This is a genomic window from Blautia sp. CAG:237, assembly GCF_000436615.1.
Lineage (GTDB): Bacteria > Bacillota > Clostridia > Lachnospirales > Lachnospiraceae > Blautia_A > Blautia_A intestinihominis.
Genome location: NZ_FR886696.1, coordinates 8,644 through 27,987, shown reverse-complemented (window position 1 = coordinate 27,987; position 19,344 = coordinate 8,644). Strand labels below are relative to the sequence as shown.

The 19,344-nt window shown below is 45.3% G+C and carries 15 protein-coding genes, 1 tRNA gene, 1 pseudogene and 1 other annotated feature; of the genes and pseudogenes, 16 read left to right on the top strand and 1 reads right to left on the bottom strand.

Going from position 1 to position 19,344, the window contains the following annotated elements:
- From QZL69_RS03040 to QZL69_RS02995, 10 genes are all read left to right on the top strand, one after another.
- Positions 1 to 1,427, top strand: a 1,427-nt coding sequence (locus tag QZL69_RS03040) for an MBOAT family O-acyltransferase (RefSeq protein ID WP_291518019.1), incomplete at its 5' end; no start/stop codon positions are given.
- Positions 1,414 to 2,382, top strand: coding sequence for a hypothetical protein (locus QZL69_RS03035; protein ID WP_022213748.1), 969 nt, complete (start codon positions 1,414 to 1,416; stop codon positions 2,380 to 2,382). The genes QZL69_RS03040 and QZL69_RS03035, both read left to right, overlap by 14 nt.
- A 123-nt stretch (positions 2,383 to 2,505) precedes the next feature.
- Positions 2,506 to 2,760, top strand: a binding site (T-box leader).
- 62 nt (positions 2,761 to 2,822) lie between these two features.
- On the top strand, positions 2,823 to 4,478 hold the full coding sequence (locus tag QZL69_RS03030; RefSeq protein WP_022213747.1) for a 2-isopropylmalate synthase: 1,656 nt from the start codon (positions 2,823 to 2,825) through the stop codon (positions 4,476 to 4,478).
- A gap of 187 nt (positions 4,479 to 4,665) precedes the next feature.
- The gene (locus tag QZL69_RS03025; RefSeq protein WP_022213746.1) at positions 4,666 to 5,484 is read left to right on the top strand and encodes an FAD binding domain-containing protein; all 819 of its coding nucleotides are present in this window, start codon (positions 4,666 to 4,668) and stop codon (positions 5,482 to 5,484) included.
- Complete coding sequence (locus QZL69_RS03020) at positions 5,474 to 5,941, top strand: (2Fe-2S)-binding protein (protein ID WP_022213745.1); 468 nt, start codon at positions 5,474 to 5,476, stop codon at positions 5,939 to 5,941. The genes QZL69_RS03025 and QZL69_RS03020 overlap by 11 nt, the downstream gene beginning before the upstream one ends.
- A 1-nt stretch (position 5,942) precedes the next feature.
- Positions 5,943 to 8,237, top strand: a complete 2,295-nt coding sequence (locus QZL69_RS03015) for a xanthine dehydrogenase family protein molybdopterin-binding subunit (RefSeq protein ID WP_022213744.1) — start codon at positions 5,943 to 5,945, stop codon at positions 8,235 to 8,237.
- Between the two features lie 2 nt (positions 8,238 to 8,239).
- The gene (locus QZL69_RS03010) at positions 8,240 to 9,271 is read left to right on the top strand and encodes a DUF6077 domain-containing protein (protein ID WP_022213743.1); all 1,032 of its coding nucleotides are present in this window, start codon (positions 8,240 to 8,242) and stop codon (positions 9,269 to 9,271) included.
- Between the two features lie 13 nt (positions 9,272 to 9,284).
- Positions 9,285 to 10,091 carry a hypothetical protein gene (locus QZL69_RS03005; protein ID WP_022213742.1) on the top strand — a complete coding sequence of 269 codons (807 nt, stop codon included), beginning with the start codon at positions 9,285 to 9,287 and terminating at the stop codon, positions 10,089 to 10,091.
- A 102-nt stretch (positions 10,092 to 10,193) separates the two neighbouring features.
- Positions 10,194 to 10,265 (top strand) — tRNA-Arg (locus QZL69_RS03000).
- Positions 10,266 to 10,320: 55 nt separating this feature from the next.
- Positions 10,321 to 11,241: an SH3 domain-containing protein gene (locus QZL69_RS02995; RefSeq protein WP_022213741.1), complete on the top strand. Its 921-nt coding sequence runs from the start codon at positions 10,321 to 10,323 to the stop codon at positions 11,239 to 11,241.
- Positions 11,242 to 11,338: 97 nt separating this feature from the next.
- On the opposite strand, the gene QZL69_RS02990 is transcribed toward QZL69_RS02995, so the two are convergent.
- Positions 11,339 to 12,547: a polysaccharide deacetylase family protein gene (locus QZL69_RS02990; protein WP_022213740.1), complete on the bottom strand. Its 1,209-nt coding sequence runs from the start codon at positions 12,545 to 12,547 to the stop codon at positions 11,339 to 11,341.
- Positions 12,548 to 12,734: 187 nt separating this feature from the next.
- Here QZL69_RS02990 and QZL69_RS02985 point away from each other — a divergent pair.
- The 6 genes and pseudogenes from QZL69_RS02985 to QZL69_RS02960 all read left to right on the top strand — a co-directional run.
- Positions 12,735 to 13,409 (top strand): annotated as a pseudogene (locus QZL69_RS02985) (pseudouridine synthase); the annotation flags it as partial.
- A 91-nt stretch (positions 13,410 to 13,500) separates the two neighbouring features.
- Positions 13,501 to 15,459 carry an NAD-dependent DNA ligase LigA gene (ligA, locus tag QZL69_RS02980; protein ID WP_022213739.1) on the top strand — a complete coding sequence of 653 codons (1,959 nt, stop codon included), beginning with the start codon at positions 13,501 to 13,503 and terminating at the stop codon, positions 15,457 to 15,459.
- Between the two features lie 35 nt (positions 15,460 to 15,494).
- Entirely contained in the window at positions 15,495 to 16,436 is a 942-nt protein-coding gene (gene metA, locus QZL69_RS02975) for a homoserine O-acetyltransferase MetA (RefSeq protein WP_022213738.1), read from the top strand.
- A gap of 29 nt (positions 16,437 to 16,465) precedes the next feature.
- Entirely contained in the window at positions 16,466 to 17,968 is a 1,503-nt protein-coding gene (locus QZL69_RS02970; protein ID WP_022213737.1) for a Na+/H+ antiporter NhaC family protein, read from the top strand.
- A gap of 30 nt (positions 17,969 to 17,998) precedes the next feature.
- Positions 17,999 to 18,607, top strand: a complete 609-nt coding sequence (locus tag QZL69_RS02965) for a C39 family peptidase (RefSeq protein WP_022213736.1) — start codon at positions 17,999 to 18,001, stop codon at positions 18,605 to 18,607.
- Between the two features lie 87 nt (positions 18,608 to 18,694).
- The gene (locus QZL69_RS02960) at positions 18,695 to 19,294 is read left to right on the top strand and encodes a zinc dependent phospholipase C family protein (protein WP_227221891.1); all 600 of its coding nucleotides are present in this window, start codon (positions 18,695 to 18,697) and stop codon (positions 19,292 to 19,294) included.
- Positions 19,295 to 19,344 lie beyond the last annotated feature (50 nt).

The window sequence follows — 19,344 nt, the reverse complement described above, 5'->3', positions numbered from 1 at the left end:
TGGTGCTGTTGGCTTTCAGTTATATTTATTACATAGCGGGAGGCATCAGATATGTTGGCTTTCTGCTGTTTTCCACGTTTGTAACCTGGCTGACTGCGCTTGCCATAGAAAAAATGGAAACAGCAGGGAAACACAAAACCGCAAGGAAATTTGTGATCCTTGGGCTGGTACTTAATTTTGGAATGCTTGGTCTTGCGAAATACACAAACTTTGCAATAGAGAATCTGAATGCCCTGTTTCATATGAATCTGAGGGGAATGCAGATTCTGCTTCCACTGGGCATTTCCTTTTATACCTTTCAGTCTTCGGGATATATTCTGGATGTATACTGGAAACGATGCAAAGCAGAACATCATCCCTTGAAATATGCGCTGTTTGTATCCTTCTTCCCGCAGATCCTTCAGGGACCGATCGGAAGATACAGCAGACTGGCACATCAGCTTTATGAGCCTCATAAATTTGAGAGCGCGAATATTACAAGAGGTCTTGAGAGAATTCTCTGGGGCTTTTTCAAAAAAATGATCCTGGCAGATTGGTCAGCGGTTTTTGTAGATGCAATTTTTGATAATCCGGATCAGTATGGTGGCCTGGCAATCTTTGGAGTCCTGTTTTATACGATACAGCTGTATGCGGATTTTTCCGGTGGAATGGATGTTGTAATTGGTATTGCTTCCATGTTTGGAATTGAACTGGATGAGAACTTTACCCGCCCGTTTTTTGCAACGTCTATTACAGACTTCTGGCATCGCTGGCATATCACCCTTGGTACATGGATGAAGGACTATGTTTTTTATCCGGTGACGCTTTCCGGATGGATGAAAAAATTTGGAAGATGGGCAAAAAAAGTCTTTGGAAAGAAAACAGGTCGTACTTTACCGATCTGTCTGTCAAATCTGATCGTATTTTTTGTAGTTGGTGTGTGGCATGGTGCAGCATGGAAATATATCGTATATGGTATGTATAACGGTATTATCATTGCGTTCAGCGGCCTTATGGCAGGAAACTACAAGAACTGGAAGAAAAAGCTCAATATTACGGGAAAAGAGAACTGGTATTATGTGTTTATGATCATCAGGACTTTTGTTCTGGTAAACATCAGCTGGTTCTTTGACCGTGCAGATACCGTTGGACAGGCACTTCATATGATGAGACTGGCGGTGACCAGATTTGCGCCGGCAGAATTGCTTCTGATTCCGGCAGGCAAGGAGGGAACAGCATTTACACCTTATGCATTGCTGATCCTTGCAGTTGGATGCATGATTCTGTTTATTGTCAGCGTTCTTCAGGAACGTGGTATCAGAATCAGGGAGACGCTGTCCAGATGTAGTTTACCGGTCACAGTGGCAATTTATTTTTGCCTGCTGTTATCCATTGGTTTCTTCGGATCAACAGCGGCAGTAAGGGGATTTATCTATGCACAGTTTTAAAAAATTTTCAAAAGCAGTTCTCGTCATTGCAGTCTGCACAGCAATACTGATACTGCTGGATACAGCACTTTATCCCTGCACTTTTATGAGAAACGATGTACATACAGTTGTAACACAGCAGTTTGATGACATTATTCTGGGAACTTCTCATGGTAAAATGGACATTGATCCGGAGTCCATGGAGGAAGTGAACGGACGTACAGGACATAATCTCTGCGTAGGTGGTGAATATGGGATTGATGCATATTATCTTACAAAGCTGATCACAGAGAAGCAGAAACCGAAACGAATCATTTATGAAGTGGATCCGGGATATTTTGTTACCGAAAAAGAAGAAGGAAACAACTATCTGCTGTTTTATCATGAATTTCCAGTCACAAAAGCGAAGGCAGAGTACTTCTGGAATTCTATTGTGAAATGTAATTTCCGAACAGTTTTGTTTCCGTGGTATGAATATTCACTTAGCTATGAAGTTCCAAAGATCAAAGAGACTTTCACACAGAAATTGAAAAAAGATTACAGCATCGAAGGGTTAAAGAGTGATTCTCAGGAATATCATGAGAGTGGATTTATCGAAAGGTATCCGGTGGATGTAAAGAAAATAAAGAAAACAGAGCCAAAACTGTTCGAACAGGATAAAGTCAGCAGCCAGAATATGGAATACCTCCAGAAGCTGATTTCATTCTGTAAAGAAAATGACATTGAGTTTGTGGCAGTAACCACACCGGTTCCAATTGCGGCATTGAAGGATTACAGTGATAATTATAATGCGGCGTGGAAGTATTTCGGTAAATTTTTTGAAGAGCAGGATGTAGAATATCTGAACTTTAACACACAGTACTTCAAGGTATTTACACATGACATGAAGGCATACACAGATTATGATGGTCACATGAATGGTGACGCGGCAAGACAGTATTCCAGAATCCTGGCAGAACTTCTGGATAAAAAATAATATTTACGTACCGGATTTCAAATAAGGAATCCGGTATATTGTTTTAAAGGGAACTCTTGAAATTCACCCTTGACAAGAATGAAATGTCATGTTAGTCTTACTACATCAGAAAAAGCAAAATGATGAAATGCAATGATAAGGAATAGTACATGCAAACCGGAGCGCAGAGAGCTGTCGGCTGGTGTAAGGCAGCAGAAGGAATCCATGGAACTCGCCTTTGAGCATCTGTCCGAAATCCGATAAGGAGAGTAGACACAGACGGTATCCACCGTTATATGGAGAGGATATAAGGATCCAATGATCCCGTATCCCTTGAGTGTATGAAACCGTTCATAAATAAGAGTGGTACCGCGAAAGTTACTGTCTTTCGTCTCTTACAATAGTGTAGAGATGAGAGATTTTTTTTTGCACAGAATTTTTTACAAGATGGAGGAAAGATCATGGAAAACGTAACAAAATATCAGAGACAGTATTTTATGCCACCAGTGAGATGCATGAAATGGGCAGAGAAAGAATATGTAGACAAAGCTCCAATCTGGTGCAGCGTTGACCTTCGTGATGGAAACCAGGCCCTGGTCATCCCGATGAGCCTGGAGCAGAAGATCGAATTCTTCAAACTGCTCGTAGAGATCGGTTTCAAAGAAATCGAAGTTGGCTTCCCGGCAGCATCTGAGACAGAATACACCTTTATCCGTACTCTGATCGAACAGAACCTGATCCCGGATGACGTAACCATCCAGGTACTGACTCAGGCGAGAGAGCATATCATCCGCAAAACTTTCGAGGCTGTCAAGGGCGCACCGAAAGCGATCGTTCACGTATATAACTCTACTTCCGTAGCACAGCGCGAGCAGGTATTCAAGAAATCCAAAGAAGAGATCCTGAAGATCGCTGTAGACGGAGCAAAACTCCTCAAAGAACTGGCTGACCAGACAGAAGGAAATTTCCAGTTTGAATACAGCCCGGAGAGCTTTACAGGAACAGAACCGGAATACGCGCTGGAAGTCTGCAACGCAGTTCTGGATGTATGGAAACCGACCGCAGACAACAAAGCGATCATCAACCTGCCTGTTACCGTACAGCATTCCATGCCTCATGTATATGCAAGCCAGATCGAATACATGTGCGAAAACATGAAATACCGTGAAAACGTTATCGTTTCCCTTCATCCACACAATGACCGTGGCTGCGGTGTCGCAGATTCTGAGATGGGTCTGCTGGCAGGCGCTGACAGAATCGAGGGAACCTTATTCGGAAATGGAGAGCGTACCGGAAACGTGGATATCGTTACTGTTGCAATGAACATGTTCTCCCAGGGCGTAGATCCGAAGCTTGACTTTTCCGATATGCCGCATGTATGCGAAGTATACGAAGAGTGCACAGGCATGAAAGTTGACGAGAGAAGCCCGTACAGCGGTTCACTTGTATTCGCAGCTTTCTCCGGATCCCATCAGGATGCGATCGCTAAAGGAATGCACTGGAGAGAGGAAAAAGACCCGAGCCGCTGGACAGTTCCATATCTGCCGATCGACCCGACCGATGTTGGAAGAAACTACGATGCAGATGTTATCCGTATCAACAGCCAGTCCGGAAAGGGCGGCGTAGGCTATATCCTGGAGACCAAGTACGGTCTGAATCTGCCGCCTAAGATGCGTGAAGCTATGGGTTATGCAGCCAAAGCCGTATCCGACCACAGCCACAAAGAACTTCATCCGGATGAAATCTTTAACCTGTTCAAATCCACTTTCGAAAATGCGGTCAGCCCATACAGCATCAGCGAAGTACATTTCCAGCAGAAAGACGGTGGAATCGTTACTCAGGTAACTTCCAGCTTCAATGGAAAGACAGTTACAACAGAGGCAACCGGAAATGGTCGTCTGGATGCAGTCAGCAACGCACTGAAGAAAGCTTACGAACTGAAATTTACACTGGTTACCTACCAGGAGCATGCGCTTGAGAAGAGCACCAGTTCCAAAGCGATTGCTTACGTAGGAATCCAGAAACCAGACGGAACTCTCTCCTGGGGAGCCGGCGTTGACCCGGATATCATCCGTGCATCCATCGATGCACTTGTAACTGCGATCAACAACCGCTAAATGAAAATCAATCATCTCTTTCTTTTCCGCAGTTCTCCGCAAAACTGCGGATCAGAAAGGGATTTTTTTATGCATGTTTCACAGAAAAATCGATCCCTCTGGAAATTTCGGAATTTTTCTGCTAAAATTAAATAATGTATGCCTTTATACCTTTAAAATTGGATGAAAGAAAGGAATCGATGCACAGATGCTAAAGATTAAAAGCTATGTGAAAGTAAACAGCATTGAGGAAGCATATGAGCTGAATCAGAAAAAAACAGCGATCGTGCTTGGCGGAATGGTATGGCTTAAGATGGGAAATCGAAATATTTCCACAGCCATTGATCTTTCCGGACTTGGACTTGCTGGCATTCAGGAAACGGATGAGGAATTCGTGATCGGATGCATGACGACTTTGAGAGAACTTGAGACTGATAAGAGACTGAATGAATATACGCAGGGGGCTGTGAGAGAAAGTGTCCGGCACATTGTTGGCGTGCAGTTCCGAAACTGTGCGACTGTCGGCGGCAGTATCTGGGGACGATACGGTTTCTCGGATGTACTGACCATGTTCCTGGGGATGGATACCTGGGTAGAACTTCACAATGCAGGAAAAATCCCGCTGACAGAGTTTGTGGATCGGAAGAAAGATAACGATATCCTTGTAAATATTATTGTAAAGAAGCAGCCTCTCCGCGTCTGTTATATGAGCCAGAGAAATACAAAGACAGACTTTCCGGTACTGACCTGCTGTGTTTCTCTGGTCGGAAACGAAGCGAGGACAGTGATCGGTGCAAGGCCTGCCCGTGCCATGGTCGTAGAGGATCAGGAAGACATCCTTGGAAATTTTGATCAGAAGAGTGAAGAAGCAAAGAAAGAAGTAATTCAGAAATTTGCAGACTATGCAGCAGAACATGTTCCGACTAGCGGAAACATGAGAGGATCCAAAGAATACAGAACCCTTCTTGTAAAAGTTCTTACAAGAAGAGCCTGGGAAGTAGTAGGGGGAATGAAGGATGAATATTAAATTCTGGCTGAATGGAATACAGCGTCAGGAAGAAGTCGATCCGGGAATGCTCCTGATCGATTTTCTGAGGGAAAAAGGCTGTTACAGTGTCAAGAGAGGCTGTGAGACAGCAAACTGTGGTCTCTGTACGGTGTTGATGGATGAGAAACCGATCCTTTCCTGTTCCATGCTCGCTGTAAGGATTGATGGAAAGAAGATCGTGACACTGGAAGGACTTCAGAAAGAAGCAGAGGAGTTTGGAACTTTTCTTGCAAATGAAGGTGCAGAACAATGCGGCTTCTGCAATCCGGGATTTATCATGAATGTGATCGCGATGCTCCGTGAACTCGAGGAACCGGATGAAGAGCAGATCAAGGAATACCTTGCAGGAAATCTGTGCAGATGTTCCGGTTTTGTCTCCCAGACCGCAAGTATCCTGAAATACCTTAATTATAAGAAAACACAGGAGGAAGCATAAAATGAAATATGTAAATCAACCTGTCCAGAAAACAGATGCCATGGCACTGGTAACAGGAAAGCCTGTGTACACGGACGACCTGGCACCGAAAGATTCCCTGATCGTCAAAGTCCTGCGAAGCCCTCATGCCAATGCATGGGTCGACACGATCAAGACGGATACAGCAAAGAAAGTTCCTGGCATCGTCTGTGTTTTTACCTATGAAGATGTTCCGCAGAAGCGTTTTACACTTGCAGGACAGACTGCACCGGAGATGAGCCCGGATGACAGACTGATCCTTGACCGTCATGTGCGTTTTGTCGGAGATGCAGTTGCGATCGTTGCAGGTGAGACAGAGGCGGCTGTTGATCTGGCACTTAAGCGGATCAAGGTCAAATATCAGGTGGAAACACCGGTCTTCGACATCCACACTGCAAAAGATAATCCGATCCTGGTGCACCCGGAGGAGGACTGGAAACTCAAGATCCCGCTTGGCGGCGATAATAAGAGAAACTTATGTGCTACAGCAAGGGAAGAACATGGTGATGTAGATAAAGTCTTAAGTGAATGTGCATATACGGTAGAACACACTTATCACACCAGGGCAAACCAGCAGGCTATGATGGAAACTTTCCGTACAGCATGTTATATGGACCATTTTGGACGTCTGATCGTACTTTCTTCTACACAGATTCCTTTCCATATCAGAAGAATCGTAGGTCGTGCACTGGATATTCCGGCATCCAAAGTTCGTGTCATCAAACCAAGGATCGGCGGTGGCTTTGGCGCAAAGCAGACTTCTGTCAGTGAGATCTACCCGGCATTTGTAACCTGGAAGACAGGCCGTCCGTCCAAGATGATCTATTCCAGATATGAATCGATGATCTGCTCCACACCGCGTCACGAGATGGAGATCACTGTCCGTGCAGGTGCAGATGAGAACGGTATCATCCGTGCACTGGATGTCTATACACTGTCAAATACCGGTGCGTATGGAGAACACAGTTCTACAACCGTAGGATTAAGTGGTCACAAATCCATTGGACTTTACCGACATACCGAAGCATATCGTTTTTGCTTTGATGTCGTTTATACGAATGTGCAGGCAGCAGGAGCTTACCGTGGATATGGAGCAACGCAGGGTATTTTTGCGGTTGAATCTGCGGTCAATGAACTGGCACACAAGATGGGAATGGATCCGGCCAGGATGAAAGAATTGAACATGCCGGTAGAGGGCGGTCCGCTTCCGGGATATCCAGATGTCCCATATGCACAGAGCTGTGCAATGGATCGCTGTATGGCAAGAGCAAAGGAAATGATGAACTGGGATTCCAGATCACTCTCCCAGGATATGGGCAATGGCAAAGTACGCGGTCTGGGTGTTGCGATGGCAATGCAGGGTTCTTCTATTGCAGGTGTTGATGTCGGCGGTGCAGACATCAAGCTGAATGAAGATGGTTCCTACACTCTGGCACTTGGCTGTACAGACATGGGAACCGGATGCGATACTGTTATGGCACAGATTGCTGCAGACTGTCTGGAGACTCCGATGGAAAATATCGTAGTATTCAGTGTAGATACTGATATTTCTCCATATGACTCAGGTTCCTATGCATCTGCAACAACCTATACAACCGGTATGGCAGTCGTAAAAGCCTGCCAGGAGCTCCGCAAAAAAATCTGTGAACTCGGAGCAGAAATGCTGCAGACAGAGCAGGAGAACGTTGATTTTGACGGCTCTTATGTATTCTGTGCCGAGGATGAGAATAAAAAAGTTTCTCTCGAGGAAATTGGGCTTAAGAGTACTTTCTTTAACAATATAGAACTGCAGGTAGTGAAACAGCATTCCTCACCGCTGTCCCCTCCGCCGTTCATGGTCGGAATGGTCGAGGTCGAAGTAGACAAAGAAACAGGAAATATAGATGTTCTTGATTATGTTGCTGTTGTTGACTGTGGAACACCGATTAACCCGAATCTTGCCCGGGTGCAGACCGAGGGCGGTATCGTACAGGGAATCGGAATGGCACTGTTTGAGGATGTACAGTATACAGATAAGGGAAAGATCCGCAACAATTCCTTCATGCAGTACAAGATCCCGAGCAGAATGGATATCGGTAAGATCCGTGTTGATTTTGAGAGCAGTTACGAGGAGAGTGGCCCATTCGGAGCGAAATCCATTGGAGAGCTTGTCATTGATACCCCGTGTCCGGCACTTGCAGAAGCAATCTATAATGCAACAGGAGTCCGTGTACGTGAACTTCCGATCACTCCGGAGAAGATCGCGATGGGGATCCTTGAAAAAGAGATGGAGAAATAAATATGGAAATGGCAATGAAGGGAATCCTGGCTGTTTTCTGGCTTATCCTTGTACCGGTTGCAGTGGGAAGACTGCCGTTTGTCAAAAGACGGCAGCCCCTTCTGACTGAACGTTTCGTGAGCGGTTATCTGATCCTTTTTTCGATCATGGAGGTTCTGACCCTTCCAATGACGTTTCTGAAAATGCCGCTGCATGTGCTGGTGATTTCCTATGGAAGTATCGCACTGATCCTGGCCCTGACAGGTGTTTTTGTGACGGTGAAGGCGAAAGATACTATTCGTCTGTCCGGTATTTTTGACAGAGAAAAAATCTATTTCTGGATCGCACTGATCCTGATTCTGGCACAGATGGCAATGTGTGTTCTACTGGCACATATGGATGCAGATGATGCTTTTTATGTGGCTCAGGCGACCTCTGGTGTACAGACGGATACGATCTTTGAAATTATCCCATATACAGGACAGAAGTATTATGGTATTGCAAGCAGATATATACTTTCTCCGTTCCCTGTATTTCTTGCGGTGGTAAGCCAGCTCAGTGCGGGACTTCATCCAGCGATCATGGCGCATATGATTTTCCCGGCAGTTTTTCTTCCGGTAGTTTACAGTGTTCAATATCTTCTTGGAAAGAAATGGTTTCCCGGTGATAAAAGAGCGCAGGGAATGTATTTGTTCCTGACAGCATGTATCTGTAGCTTTTCAGCATATTCTGTATATAATTCAGGAAGCTTTCAGATGATTCGTATCTGGCAGGGCAAGGCACTGCTGGCATCTGCTTTTCTGCCGCTTCTGCTTTATATCTGCCAGTCTGTGCTCATGGAGAAAAAACCGGAATATCCCTGGGTTCTTCTTGCAATGGCAGATTTAAGCTGCTGCCTTCTGTCATCTATGGGAATCATTCTGGGGACAATGATGCTTGGAGTTTTTCTACTGCTTTGCCTGGTGATTCGCAGGGACTGGAGAGCTTTTTTGAAGGGAATCATCTGCTGCATTCCTTCTCTGGTGCTCGGAGTTTTTTACATTTTGATTGTGTGAAGGATAAAAGAATATGATGAAAGAAATGATTAAAAAATCTTTGGGATTCTGGAATAATTACTGGGGGAGCAGCATTTTTCCATATCTTCTGGTAATTGCACTTCTTTATCTGCTGATTTTTAAACACAAAAAGAAAACGACCCGGTATGTACTGGCATATGTTTTTCTGATGCTTTTTCTGTTCTTTTTTCCATATACGGCAAAAATCATACAGAAATGTATAGGAGAGAATGTTTACTGGAGAGTTTTGTGGCTCGTACCATCAACATCGGTGATCGCACTGGCATTGACAGAGTTTATCCGTGGAAGGAAAAGCTTCCTGCAGCCGGTTCTTCTGGTTCTTTTTGCAGGAATGATCGCCTGGGGCGGCAAAGAGTTTTATACAGAGGGCTACTATCATAAGGTAAATAATTATCAGCAGGTTCCGGACGTAGTTGCAGGAATCTGTGAACTTGCGAAGCAGGATGCAGATGGAAAGAAATTCCTGCTGGTGGCAGATGAGTATGTCAGTTCGTATATTCGTGTTTACGATCCATCGGTTTATCTTCCGTTTGGAAGAAGAGGATCCGGCGGTGCGGTAGGGGCGAGGAGACAGTTGTACTTCGAAATCAATGCACCTGCATTTAATTACGCAAATATTGCAAAATATGCTGAATGGGTTAAATGCAACTATCTTGTGGTAAAAATTCCAAATGAACAGCAGAAAGAGGAACTGGAAGCCTGTCGCTATCAGGAGCTTGGAGTAGTCGGAGAATACAGTGTTTATCGGCTTGGAAATTCAGTAGAAGAATACAGAAGTCCTTTGCTTGGAGAATCGTAACTACAATTTTATGCAATTGTGTATATAAAACAAAAAACTTTACTTTTCAAGTAAGATGTGATAATATATCATGTGTTAAGAGTATTGCGTCTTAACACATTTGCACCTGTAGCTCAGTGGATAGAGCAGTGGTTTCCGGTACCATGTGCGGGGGTTCGATTCCCTTCAGGTGTGCTGCACTGGGTAATGGGTCTGCCTCGGTGCGTTGTAATTTAAGGAGGACAAGAACTTGGATAATTTCAGAGAATGGTTATCGGATAACCTTCGCTATTTTATGCTTGGCGGAGCAATTCTGATAATCGTAGCTGTATTGTTCTTTGGCGTTCGTGCCTGTATTGGAAGTGGGAAGGGTACTTCTAAGAAAGAACAGAATACAGTGGAGGACAACAGCCAGGGAAATGATCCTTCTTCTCCGGAAGATGATGGGGAGACAAACGACGGGAAGAAAGAAGAAGACACGAATCCCTTGGAAGAAGGCAGTGATGAGATCACCGCACTTATGAAGAGCTATTATCAGGCTTTAGGGGAAAGAGATATTACCACACTGAGAACACTGGTCAGCAATCTGACGCCTTCTGATGAGTCGCGAATTACAAATGCCAAAGATTATATAGAAGGATATCAGGTTGACCATGTATATGCGAAGAAGGGCATGGACGAGAATTCCTATGTAGTATATACACGTGGAAGTTTTATTTGTAAGGGGATAGATACATCTGCGCCTTCATTATGGAGTTCTTATATAGTCAGAGACAGTGACGGCAGTTATAAGATTCTGGGCGATCTGGAACAGAATAAGGAAGTTTCCGATTACATGGACTCACTGAAATCCGATGAGGATGTTAAGAAACTTACAGCAGAAGTTCAGGCAGATTATGAGAAGGCACAGCAGGATGACACAGCACTTGCTGCATTTTTGAATGGACTGGGAGAAGAGGTGGATTCCACCACATCACAGACATCGGATGGTACGACAATGACTGTTGCAGAGGGGTGCAATGTGAGATCTGCTGCCAACAGCGATGAGGATAATATCATCGGTGGTCTGGATGAAGGAGATCAGGTACAGGTTCTCGGTCAGGAAGGTGACTGGATTCAAATTGAATATGACGGGCAGACTGGATATGTATACAGTGGATTGCTTCAGTAACGTAAGGCAAAGGCACAGATTTTCTGTGCCTTTTGTTATGTCCGGGTTTATGGGCCAAAAAAGAATCTGCGTTTTGGTGTATACGCAGATTTCTTTTTTATTGACCGGTAAAATCACCGTATGCGATGCCGGTGGTAAGTTCTGTGCCTTTGATTTTAGCAAGTTCGTGAATCGTGACTAACTGGTAGCCTTCCTCGATTAATTTCGGGATAAAAATCTCAGCAGCATCTACAGAAGTACTGAAGATGTCGTGCATCAGAATAATTGAACCATCCTGAACCTGAGACATGACAGCCTCTGTGATCTGACTGGCATCCTGCGTTTCCCAGTCCAGTGTGTCGATCGACCAGAGAATCATAGGGGTGCCAACGGTTGATCGTACAGAATCATTGATGTTTCCATATGGAGGACGAAGTACCGTAGCACCGTGTCCGACCAGATTGACGAGATCTTCATCTACACCTGCAATTTCGGCAGACATATCTTCCGGGGCAAGTGTTGTGAGATCTACATGGGAATAAGTATGGTTTCCGAGTTCACAGCCCAGAGATTCCATGCGTTTAACTTCATCAGGAAAACTGTCGATTTCTTTGCCGACCATAAAAAAGGTAGCTTTGGAATTGTTTGCTTCCAGACAGTCAAGCAGTCTGTTCGTAAAAGAACTTGGACCGTCGTCAAAGGTCAGAGCCACATATTTATCGGCTGTTTTTTCAGACGATTTATTTTTGGACTTTGAGGCTTTTGCTTTGGCAGTGGGTGTTGTCGTGGCCTTTTTTGTCTTTGCTTTGTAGCCTTTCAGTGAACCGTCATCAAGAAGTTCATAGCTTTTTCCGTCGACAGTGACAACACCAGTCTGCATGATACCGTCCAGATCCATATAGTAACGTTTGCCGTCTGCATCTACCCATCCGGTTTGCATAATACCATCTTTGTTGAAATAGTATGTTTTGCCGTCTGTGTCTGTGAGCCATCCGGTATAGGCTTTGCTGTCTACCATAAAGAGCCAGTCGCTTCCACTGGAAGTCCAGACTCCGGAAGCTGCCACATCAGAAATTTTGCGTTCAGATGAAGATGGCTTCTCTGTAGGAGAAGGTGTGGCAGTTTCGGAAGGTGAAACGGATTTCTGGTCAGAATCAGGCTCGTTCTGTTCCTGGCTGTCAGATACAGAAGCAACTGACTGAGAAGGTTTCTCACTGAGAACAGAAAAATCAGCATTTGACTGTCTGAGCGTGACACCAAGAACGAGACAGATAGCGATGGCAATGAGCAGCAGAAACGGATTTGTATGTTTTTTGCGGCTTGGCATGCCGTTTCCTCCTAACATTTATGAAAATAATACCGGGTCTGTCTGAGAAGACAAAAGCCCGAACTTCTATACATGATACAATAATCGACACAAAAATACAAGAGTCCGTCAAAATTAAGGCTGGAATTAAAAGGAAAACCTGAAACTCTTTGTTGCGGTCAAAAAGAAAAAATTATATAATAGAACAATGGATAAAAAAATCAAAACAGAAAATACAGAAACGATCAGAATAAATAAATACTTAAGCAACGCAGGCGTATGTTCCAGGCGGGATGCCGATCAGCTTACCGATGCGGGGAGAGTTACGCTGGATGGCGTTGTGATAAAAACAGGAGAGAGGATAACGGCAGATGCAGAAGTCTGCCTGGACGGACACCCGATCACGAGAGAGAATAAAAAAGTCCTTCTGCTGTTTTATAAGCCGAGAGGAATTGTCTGCAGCACCAAGAAACAGCGAAATGAGACGACGGTGACGGAATACCTTAACTATCCGCTGCGTGTCTATCCGGTCGGACGGCTGGATAAGGATTCGGAAGGGCTGCTGCTTCTGACGAATCAGGGCGATCTTGTGAATCGGATCATGCGTGCAGGGAATTATCATGAGAAAGAATATCTTGTGACAGTAAATAAGGAGATTACGGAGGATTTTCTTAAGGGCATGCGGGGCGGCGTTCCGATCCTTGACACGGTGACGAGACCCTGCACGGTAAAGAAAACCGGACGGAGAAGTTTTCAGATCATTCTGACGCAGGGGCTGAACCGTCAGATACGCAGGATGTGCGAATATTTTGGATATCAGGTGCAGACACTTAAGCGAGTCCGGATCATGAACCTGACCCTTGATGGGCTGGATCCGGGAGAATACCGTGAGATCCGAAAGGAAGAATGGAAGGAATTAGAAAAACGGATCCGAAATTCATCAAGTGAAACGATCAAAGAGACAGGAGGACATCATGGAAACAGCAGCCGTAAACCAAATGAAAGAACTGGTAAAAAAACTGAACGAAGCGGCAAAGGCCTATTATCAGGAAGACCGGGAGATCATGAGCAACAGAGAATACGACGCTCTGTACGATCAGCTGGAGCAAATGGAAGCAGAAACAGGCATCGTTCTGGCAGACAGTCCGACTGTTAATGTAGGATATGAGGCAGTAGATGCACTGCCAAAGGAAACACACGAATCTCCGATGCTCTCTCTCGACAAGACCAAAGAGCGAGAGACACTCAGAGCTTTTATAGGAACCAATCCGACACTGCTTTCCTGGAAAATGGATGGACTGACCATTGTCCTTACCTATGAGAACGGGGAACTTCAGAAGGCGGTCACCAGAGGAAACGGGATCGTCGGAGAGGTCATTACTAATAATGCAAGGACATTCAAGAATATCCCGCTTAAGATCGCCTATCAGGGAAGGCTTGTGCTGAGGGGCGAGGCAATCATCACCTATTCCGATTTTGAGAGGATCAATGAAACGATCGAAGATGTCGATGCCAAATACAAAAATCCGCGAAATCTCTGTAGCGGATCGGTCAGACAGCTGAACAATCAGATCACCGCGGAGCGAAATGTAAGGTTTTATGCGTTTGCGCTGGTATCTGCACAGGATGTGGATATGCATAATTCCAGGGCATATCAGATGGAATGGCTGAAATCTCAGGGCTTTGAGGTGGTGGAATACCGTATGGTGACAGGCGAAAGCCTGGACGAAGCGATGGATTATTTTTCTCATGCGATCGAGAATAATGATTTTCCATCCGATGGACTTGTTGCGCTTTATGATGACATTGCATATGGAGATTCACTTGGAAGTACTGCGAAATTCCCGCGAAATGCGTTTGCTTTCAAATGGGCAGATGAGATCCGCGAAACGACGCTTCGTGAGATTGAGTGGAGCCCGTCGAGAACAGGACTGATCAATCCGATCGCAGTTTTTGATCCGGTGGAACTGGAGGGGACGACCGTCAGCCGTGCAAGCGTCCACAATGTCAGCATTGTGAAGGAATTACAGCTTGGGATCGGCGATACGATCCAGGTCTACAAGGCAAATATGATCATTCCGCAGATCGCAGAGAATCTGACCAGGAGCAGTAATCTGGAAATCCCGCATATCTGTCCGGTCTGCGGTGAGGAAGCCAGGGTCATTCAGGAAAATGAAGTAGAATCTCTCTACTGCATGAACCCGGACTGTGTTGCGAAGAAGATCAAGGCATTCACACTCTTTGTAAGCAGAGATGCCATGAATATAGACGGATTGTCTGAAGCTACACTGGAGAAATTCATCGCCAAAGGTTTTATCCATGATTTCGGAGATATTTTTGAGATCGCGAAGCATCGCGAAGAGATCGTGACAATGGAAGGATTTGGAGAGAAATCTTATGACAATCTTATAGCAAGCATTGACAAAGCAAAGGAGACAACACTTGCGAAGGTGATCTACAGTCTTGGAATCTCTAACATCGGACTTTCCAATGCGAAAGTGATCTGCCGGCATTTTGATGATGATCTGGACAAGATCCGGACAGCCGAGGAAGAGGAGATCAGTGCGATCGATGGAATCGGCCCGGTGATCGCAAAGAGCCTCACGAAATATTTCAAAGATCCGGAAAACAACCGCAAGCTGGATCATCTGCTTGGATATCTTCATATTAATAAAGAAGAAGTTTCTGAGAACCAGACACTGGCAGGAATGAATTTTGTTATCACAGGAAGCCTGGAGCATTTCAGCAACCGCGGCGAAGCCAAGAAGCTGATCGAATCCTTGGGCGGCAAGGTGACAGGTACCGTCACAGGCAAGACAAATTACCTGATCAACAACGATACCACATCCAATTCATCCAAAAACAAAAAAGCCAGGGAACTTGGGATTCCAATTTTGTCTGAGGAAGACTTTATCAAAATGACAGAACAATAATATATAGAAAGAAGCACATAAAGGAGGAACGGAAAATGCCTATTAAAATACAGGGGGATTTACCGGTAAAAGAAATTCTGGAAAGAGAAAATATATTCGTCATGGACGAGGGAAGGGCTGTGCATCAGGACATTCGTCCGATCCAGATCCTGATCCTGAACCTGATGCCACTCAAGGAGGAGACAGAGCTTCAGCTTTTGCGTTCTCTCTCCAACACACCGCTGCAGGTGGATGTGACTTTTATGGCAGTGGAGAGCCATGAGGCAAGAAACACTTCGATCAGTCATCTGAATAAATTCTATGAGACTTTTTCTGATCTCAAAGACAGACGTTTTGACGGAATGATCATTACAGGAGCTCCGGTCGAGCAGATGGAATTTGAAGAAGTAGACTACTGGAACGAACTCCAGGAGATCATGGACTGGACTTCTGACCACGTGACCTCTACGATCTTTCTGTGCTGGGCTGCACAGGCGAGTCTTTATCATTTCTATGGACTTAAGAAACGCCAGCTTGACCACAAGATGTTCGGTCTGTTCTGGCACAAAGTCCTGAACCGCAAGATCCCGCTGGTAAGAGGGTTTGACGATATGTTCCTTGCACCACATTCCAGACATACAGAGGTCCCGATCGAGGACATCCGTGCCTGCAAGGACATCACGATCCTGGCAGAATCCGAGGAAGCTGGACTTTTCCTGGCAATGGCAGAAGGTGGAAGGAAGATCTTTGTGATGGGACATCCGGAATATGACCGTGTCACACTGGACGGCGAGTACAAGCGTGACATGAGCAAGGGACTCCCGATCGAAATCCCGGAGAATTATTATCGCGAAAACGATCCGGCAAACAAACCGCTGCTTATGTGGAGAGCACATGCAAACAATCTGTATACAAACTGGCTGAATTATTACGTATACCAGAGTACACCGTTTGATCTGTACGGAACACCTGATTTCGACAGTATTAAAGGGCATTGATAAATTAAAAAATAAGAGGGGGAAACGAAATGGATGGATCAATGTTTATCGGAACCTGGTGGTCACTGGTTCCACCGCTGCTGGCGATCGCGCTGGCGCTGATCACGAAGGAGGTTTACAGCTCACTGTTTATCGGTGTGGCAATGGGAGCACTGCTTTATACGGGCTTTCATCCGTGGAATGCGTTTGTAGCATTGTTTGACATTATGAAGAGCAGTATGAATCTGAATATTCTGATCTTTGACGTTCTGCTTGGAATGATCATTGTACTGATGGCGAAGTCAGGAGGATCAGCGGCGTATGGACGCTGGGCGGGCAGTAAGATCAAGAATAAAAAGAGCGCAATGTTTGCAACAACAGGACTTGGTATCCTGATCTTTGTGGATGACTATTTTAACTGTCTGACCGTAGGCTCTGTTATGCGTCCGGTCACAGACAAGTACAGAGTATCACGTGCGAAACTTGCTTACATAATCGACGCGACTGCAGCACCGGTTTGTATTATCGCACCGATCTCAAGCTGGGCGGCAGCAGTCAACTCTTATGTGCCGGCAGATGCAGGGATCACAGGATTCCAGCTTTTTCTCTGGACGATCCCGTATAACCTGTATGCACTTCTTACCCTGGTCATGGTATTTTATATGATCGGTACCGGATTTGATTTCGGACTTATGAAGAAACATGAACAGAATGCGGCAAGAGGAGATCTTTTTACTTCCGGCGGAGAAGAATTTGATCAGGTCAAGGAAGAAGAGATTTCTTCCAACGGTCATGTCATCGATCTGATCCTTCCGGTCCTGGTACTGATCGGAACTGCGATCGGTGCGATGATCTATACAGGATTCCTTGGCGGAGCGACAGATATCGTCACTGCTTTTTCCGGCTGTGATGCAGAGACCAGTCTGATCTTTGCAACGATGATCACCGTATTATTTATGCTCGTGCTGTATCTTCCGCGAAAAGTTGTCACATTCAAGGGGTTTATGGACAGCTTTGTAGAAGGATTCAAGATGATGATCCCGGCGATCGCGATCCTGATCTTTGCATGGTCCCTGAAAGGAATGGGCGATGCACTTGAGATCGGAACTTTTGTCAAGACGATCGTAGGCACCAATGCATCTGCAAGTGTGATCCTTCCGGCGATCCTGTTCCTGGTGGCGATCTTCCTTTCTTTCTCAACAGGAACAAGCTGGGGGACGTTTGCAATCCTGGTTCCGATCGCGATTGCGATGTTTCCGGGTGCCGACAATATGCAGATGATGATCATTGCAGTATCCGCGGTTCTTTCCGGAGCTGTCTGCGGAGACCATGTTTCGCCGATCTCTGACACAACGGTTATGTCCTCAGCAGGTGCACAGAGTAATCATATCAATCATGTAACGACACAGATGCAGTACGCGGCTGTAGTTGCAGTGGTATCCGCAGTGGGCTTCCTGCTTGCAGGCTTTGTCCATGTATGGTGGATCGTCCTGGGAGTCAGCCTTATCCTGCTGCTTGCGGTCCTTACTGTGCTCCGCAAAGTTGCAAAGTAGATGATATCTGACAGGAAAGAGACAGGAGATATGACGAAGATCAAAGTACCTTATATCGACCAGAGCGGCAGATATCCGACAGGATGCGAGAGCGTCACTGCTGTCATGCTTCTCCGTTATCTTGGGTGTGATATTACGGTAGATGGTTTTATCCGGAACTGCCTCAGGTGCAGGGCGATGGAGCAGAGAGAGGACGGACTTTATGGACCGGATCCGAACGAATTTTTCTGTGGAAGTCCTTATGATGATGAGGCTTTTGGATGCTATGCACCGGCACTTAAGGGAGCACTTGAGCGGGCGGCAGGAGATACTTTTGCATTTGTCAATGAGACAGGAACTTCCATAGAAGAGTTGTGCAGAAAGTACATTGACCGCGGGATGCCGGTAGTTTTCTGGGCCTGCATCAATATGCGAAAGGAGATCCCGGGGCCGGAGTGGAAACTTCTGGATTCCGGTGAGCGGTTTGAATGGACTTCCAATGAGCATTGTATGCTTCTGGTGGGATATGATGAGAATGGCTACTGGTTCAACGATCCATATGATCATAATGGTGTGATCTTTTACGAAAAGGAACTGACAGAGCAGCGTCATGCGGCACAGCACAGTATGGCGATCGGTGCTTCGAAGAAAAAAAATTAAAATTCACAAAATCTCTATTTTCAAATGGCCGGATATCTGTTATAGTAGATGTTGGTTACAGCAAACAATTTATTTGCACAGAAAGAAGTGTTTATTTTGCGAAAGAAATCACACATACTGTTAGCAAGATATCTGGCAGACCAGATGCCTGCTAATGAGAGCTTACAGTCACATAGAAAAGCATTTTGTCTCGGAAATATCCTTCCGGACATCCAGCCATCCTTTGTAACCAAGAGACATGAATATTTTGGCACCTTTGACGAGGTACAGGGAAAGATCAGCCGTCTGGTAGAGAACGGTCTGGTAGAATACAATGACCGTGTGTTCTGGAGAAGAGCAGGCGAGATCATGCATTACATTGCAGACTACTTTACATTTCCGCATAACAAGACATTTGACGGATCTCTGCGTCAGCACAATACGTATGAGAAGCATCTGAAGAATGAACTCAAGGTCTTTGTTGAGAGTGGAAGAGCAGATATTTATGCGGAGAAGAATCTTCGCTTTGATACACTGAACCAGCTTCTTGATTATATCAGAGAGCGTCACAACGTTTACCTTGACCGCAAGCGTTCGATCGAGGAGGATATCCATTATATCTTAAGTGTATGCTTTCAGGTATTCCAGGGATTGTTCCAGCTTTGCCTCCGTGTAGTAGCATCAGGTGTACCGGCAGTAAATATCTGAAAATATGAAAAAAATATGAAATTTACCCAAATCCGCCGGAGTGTTACACT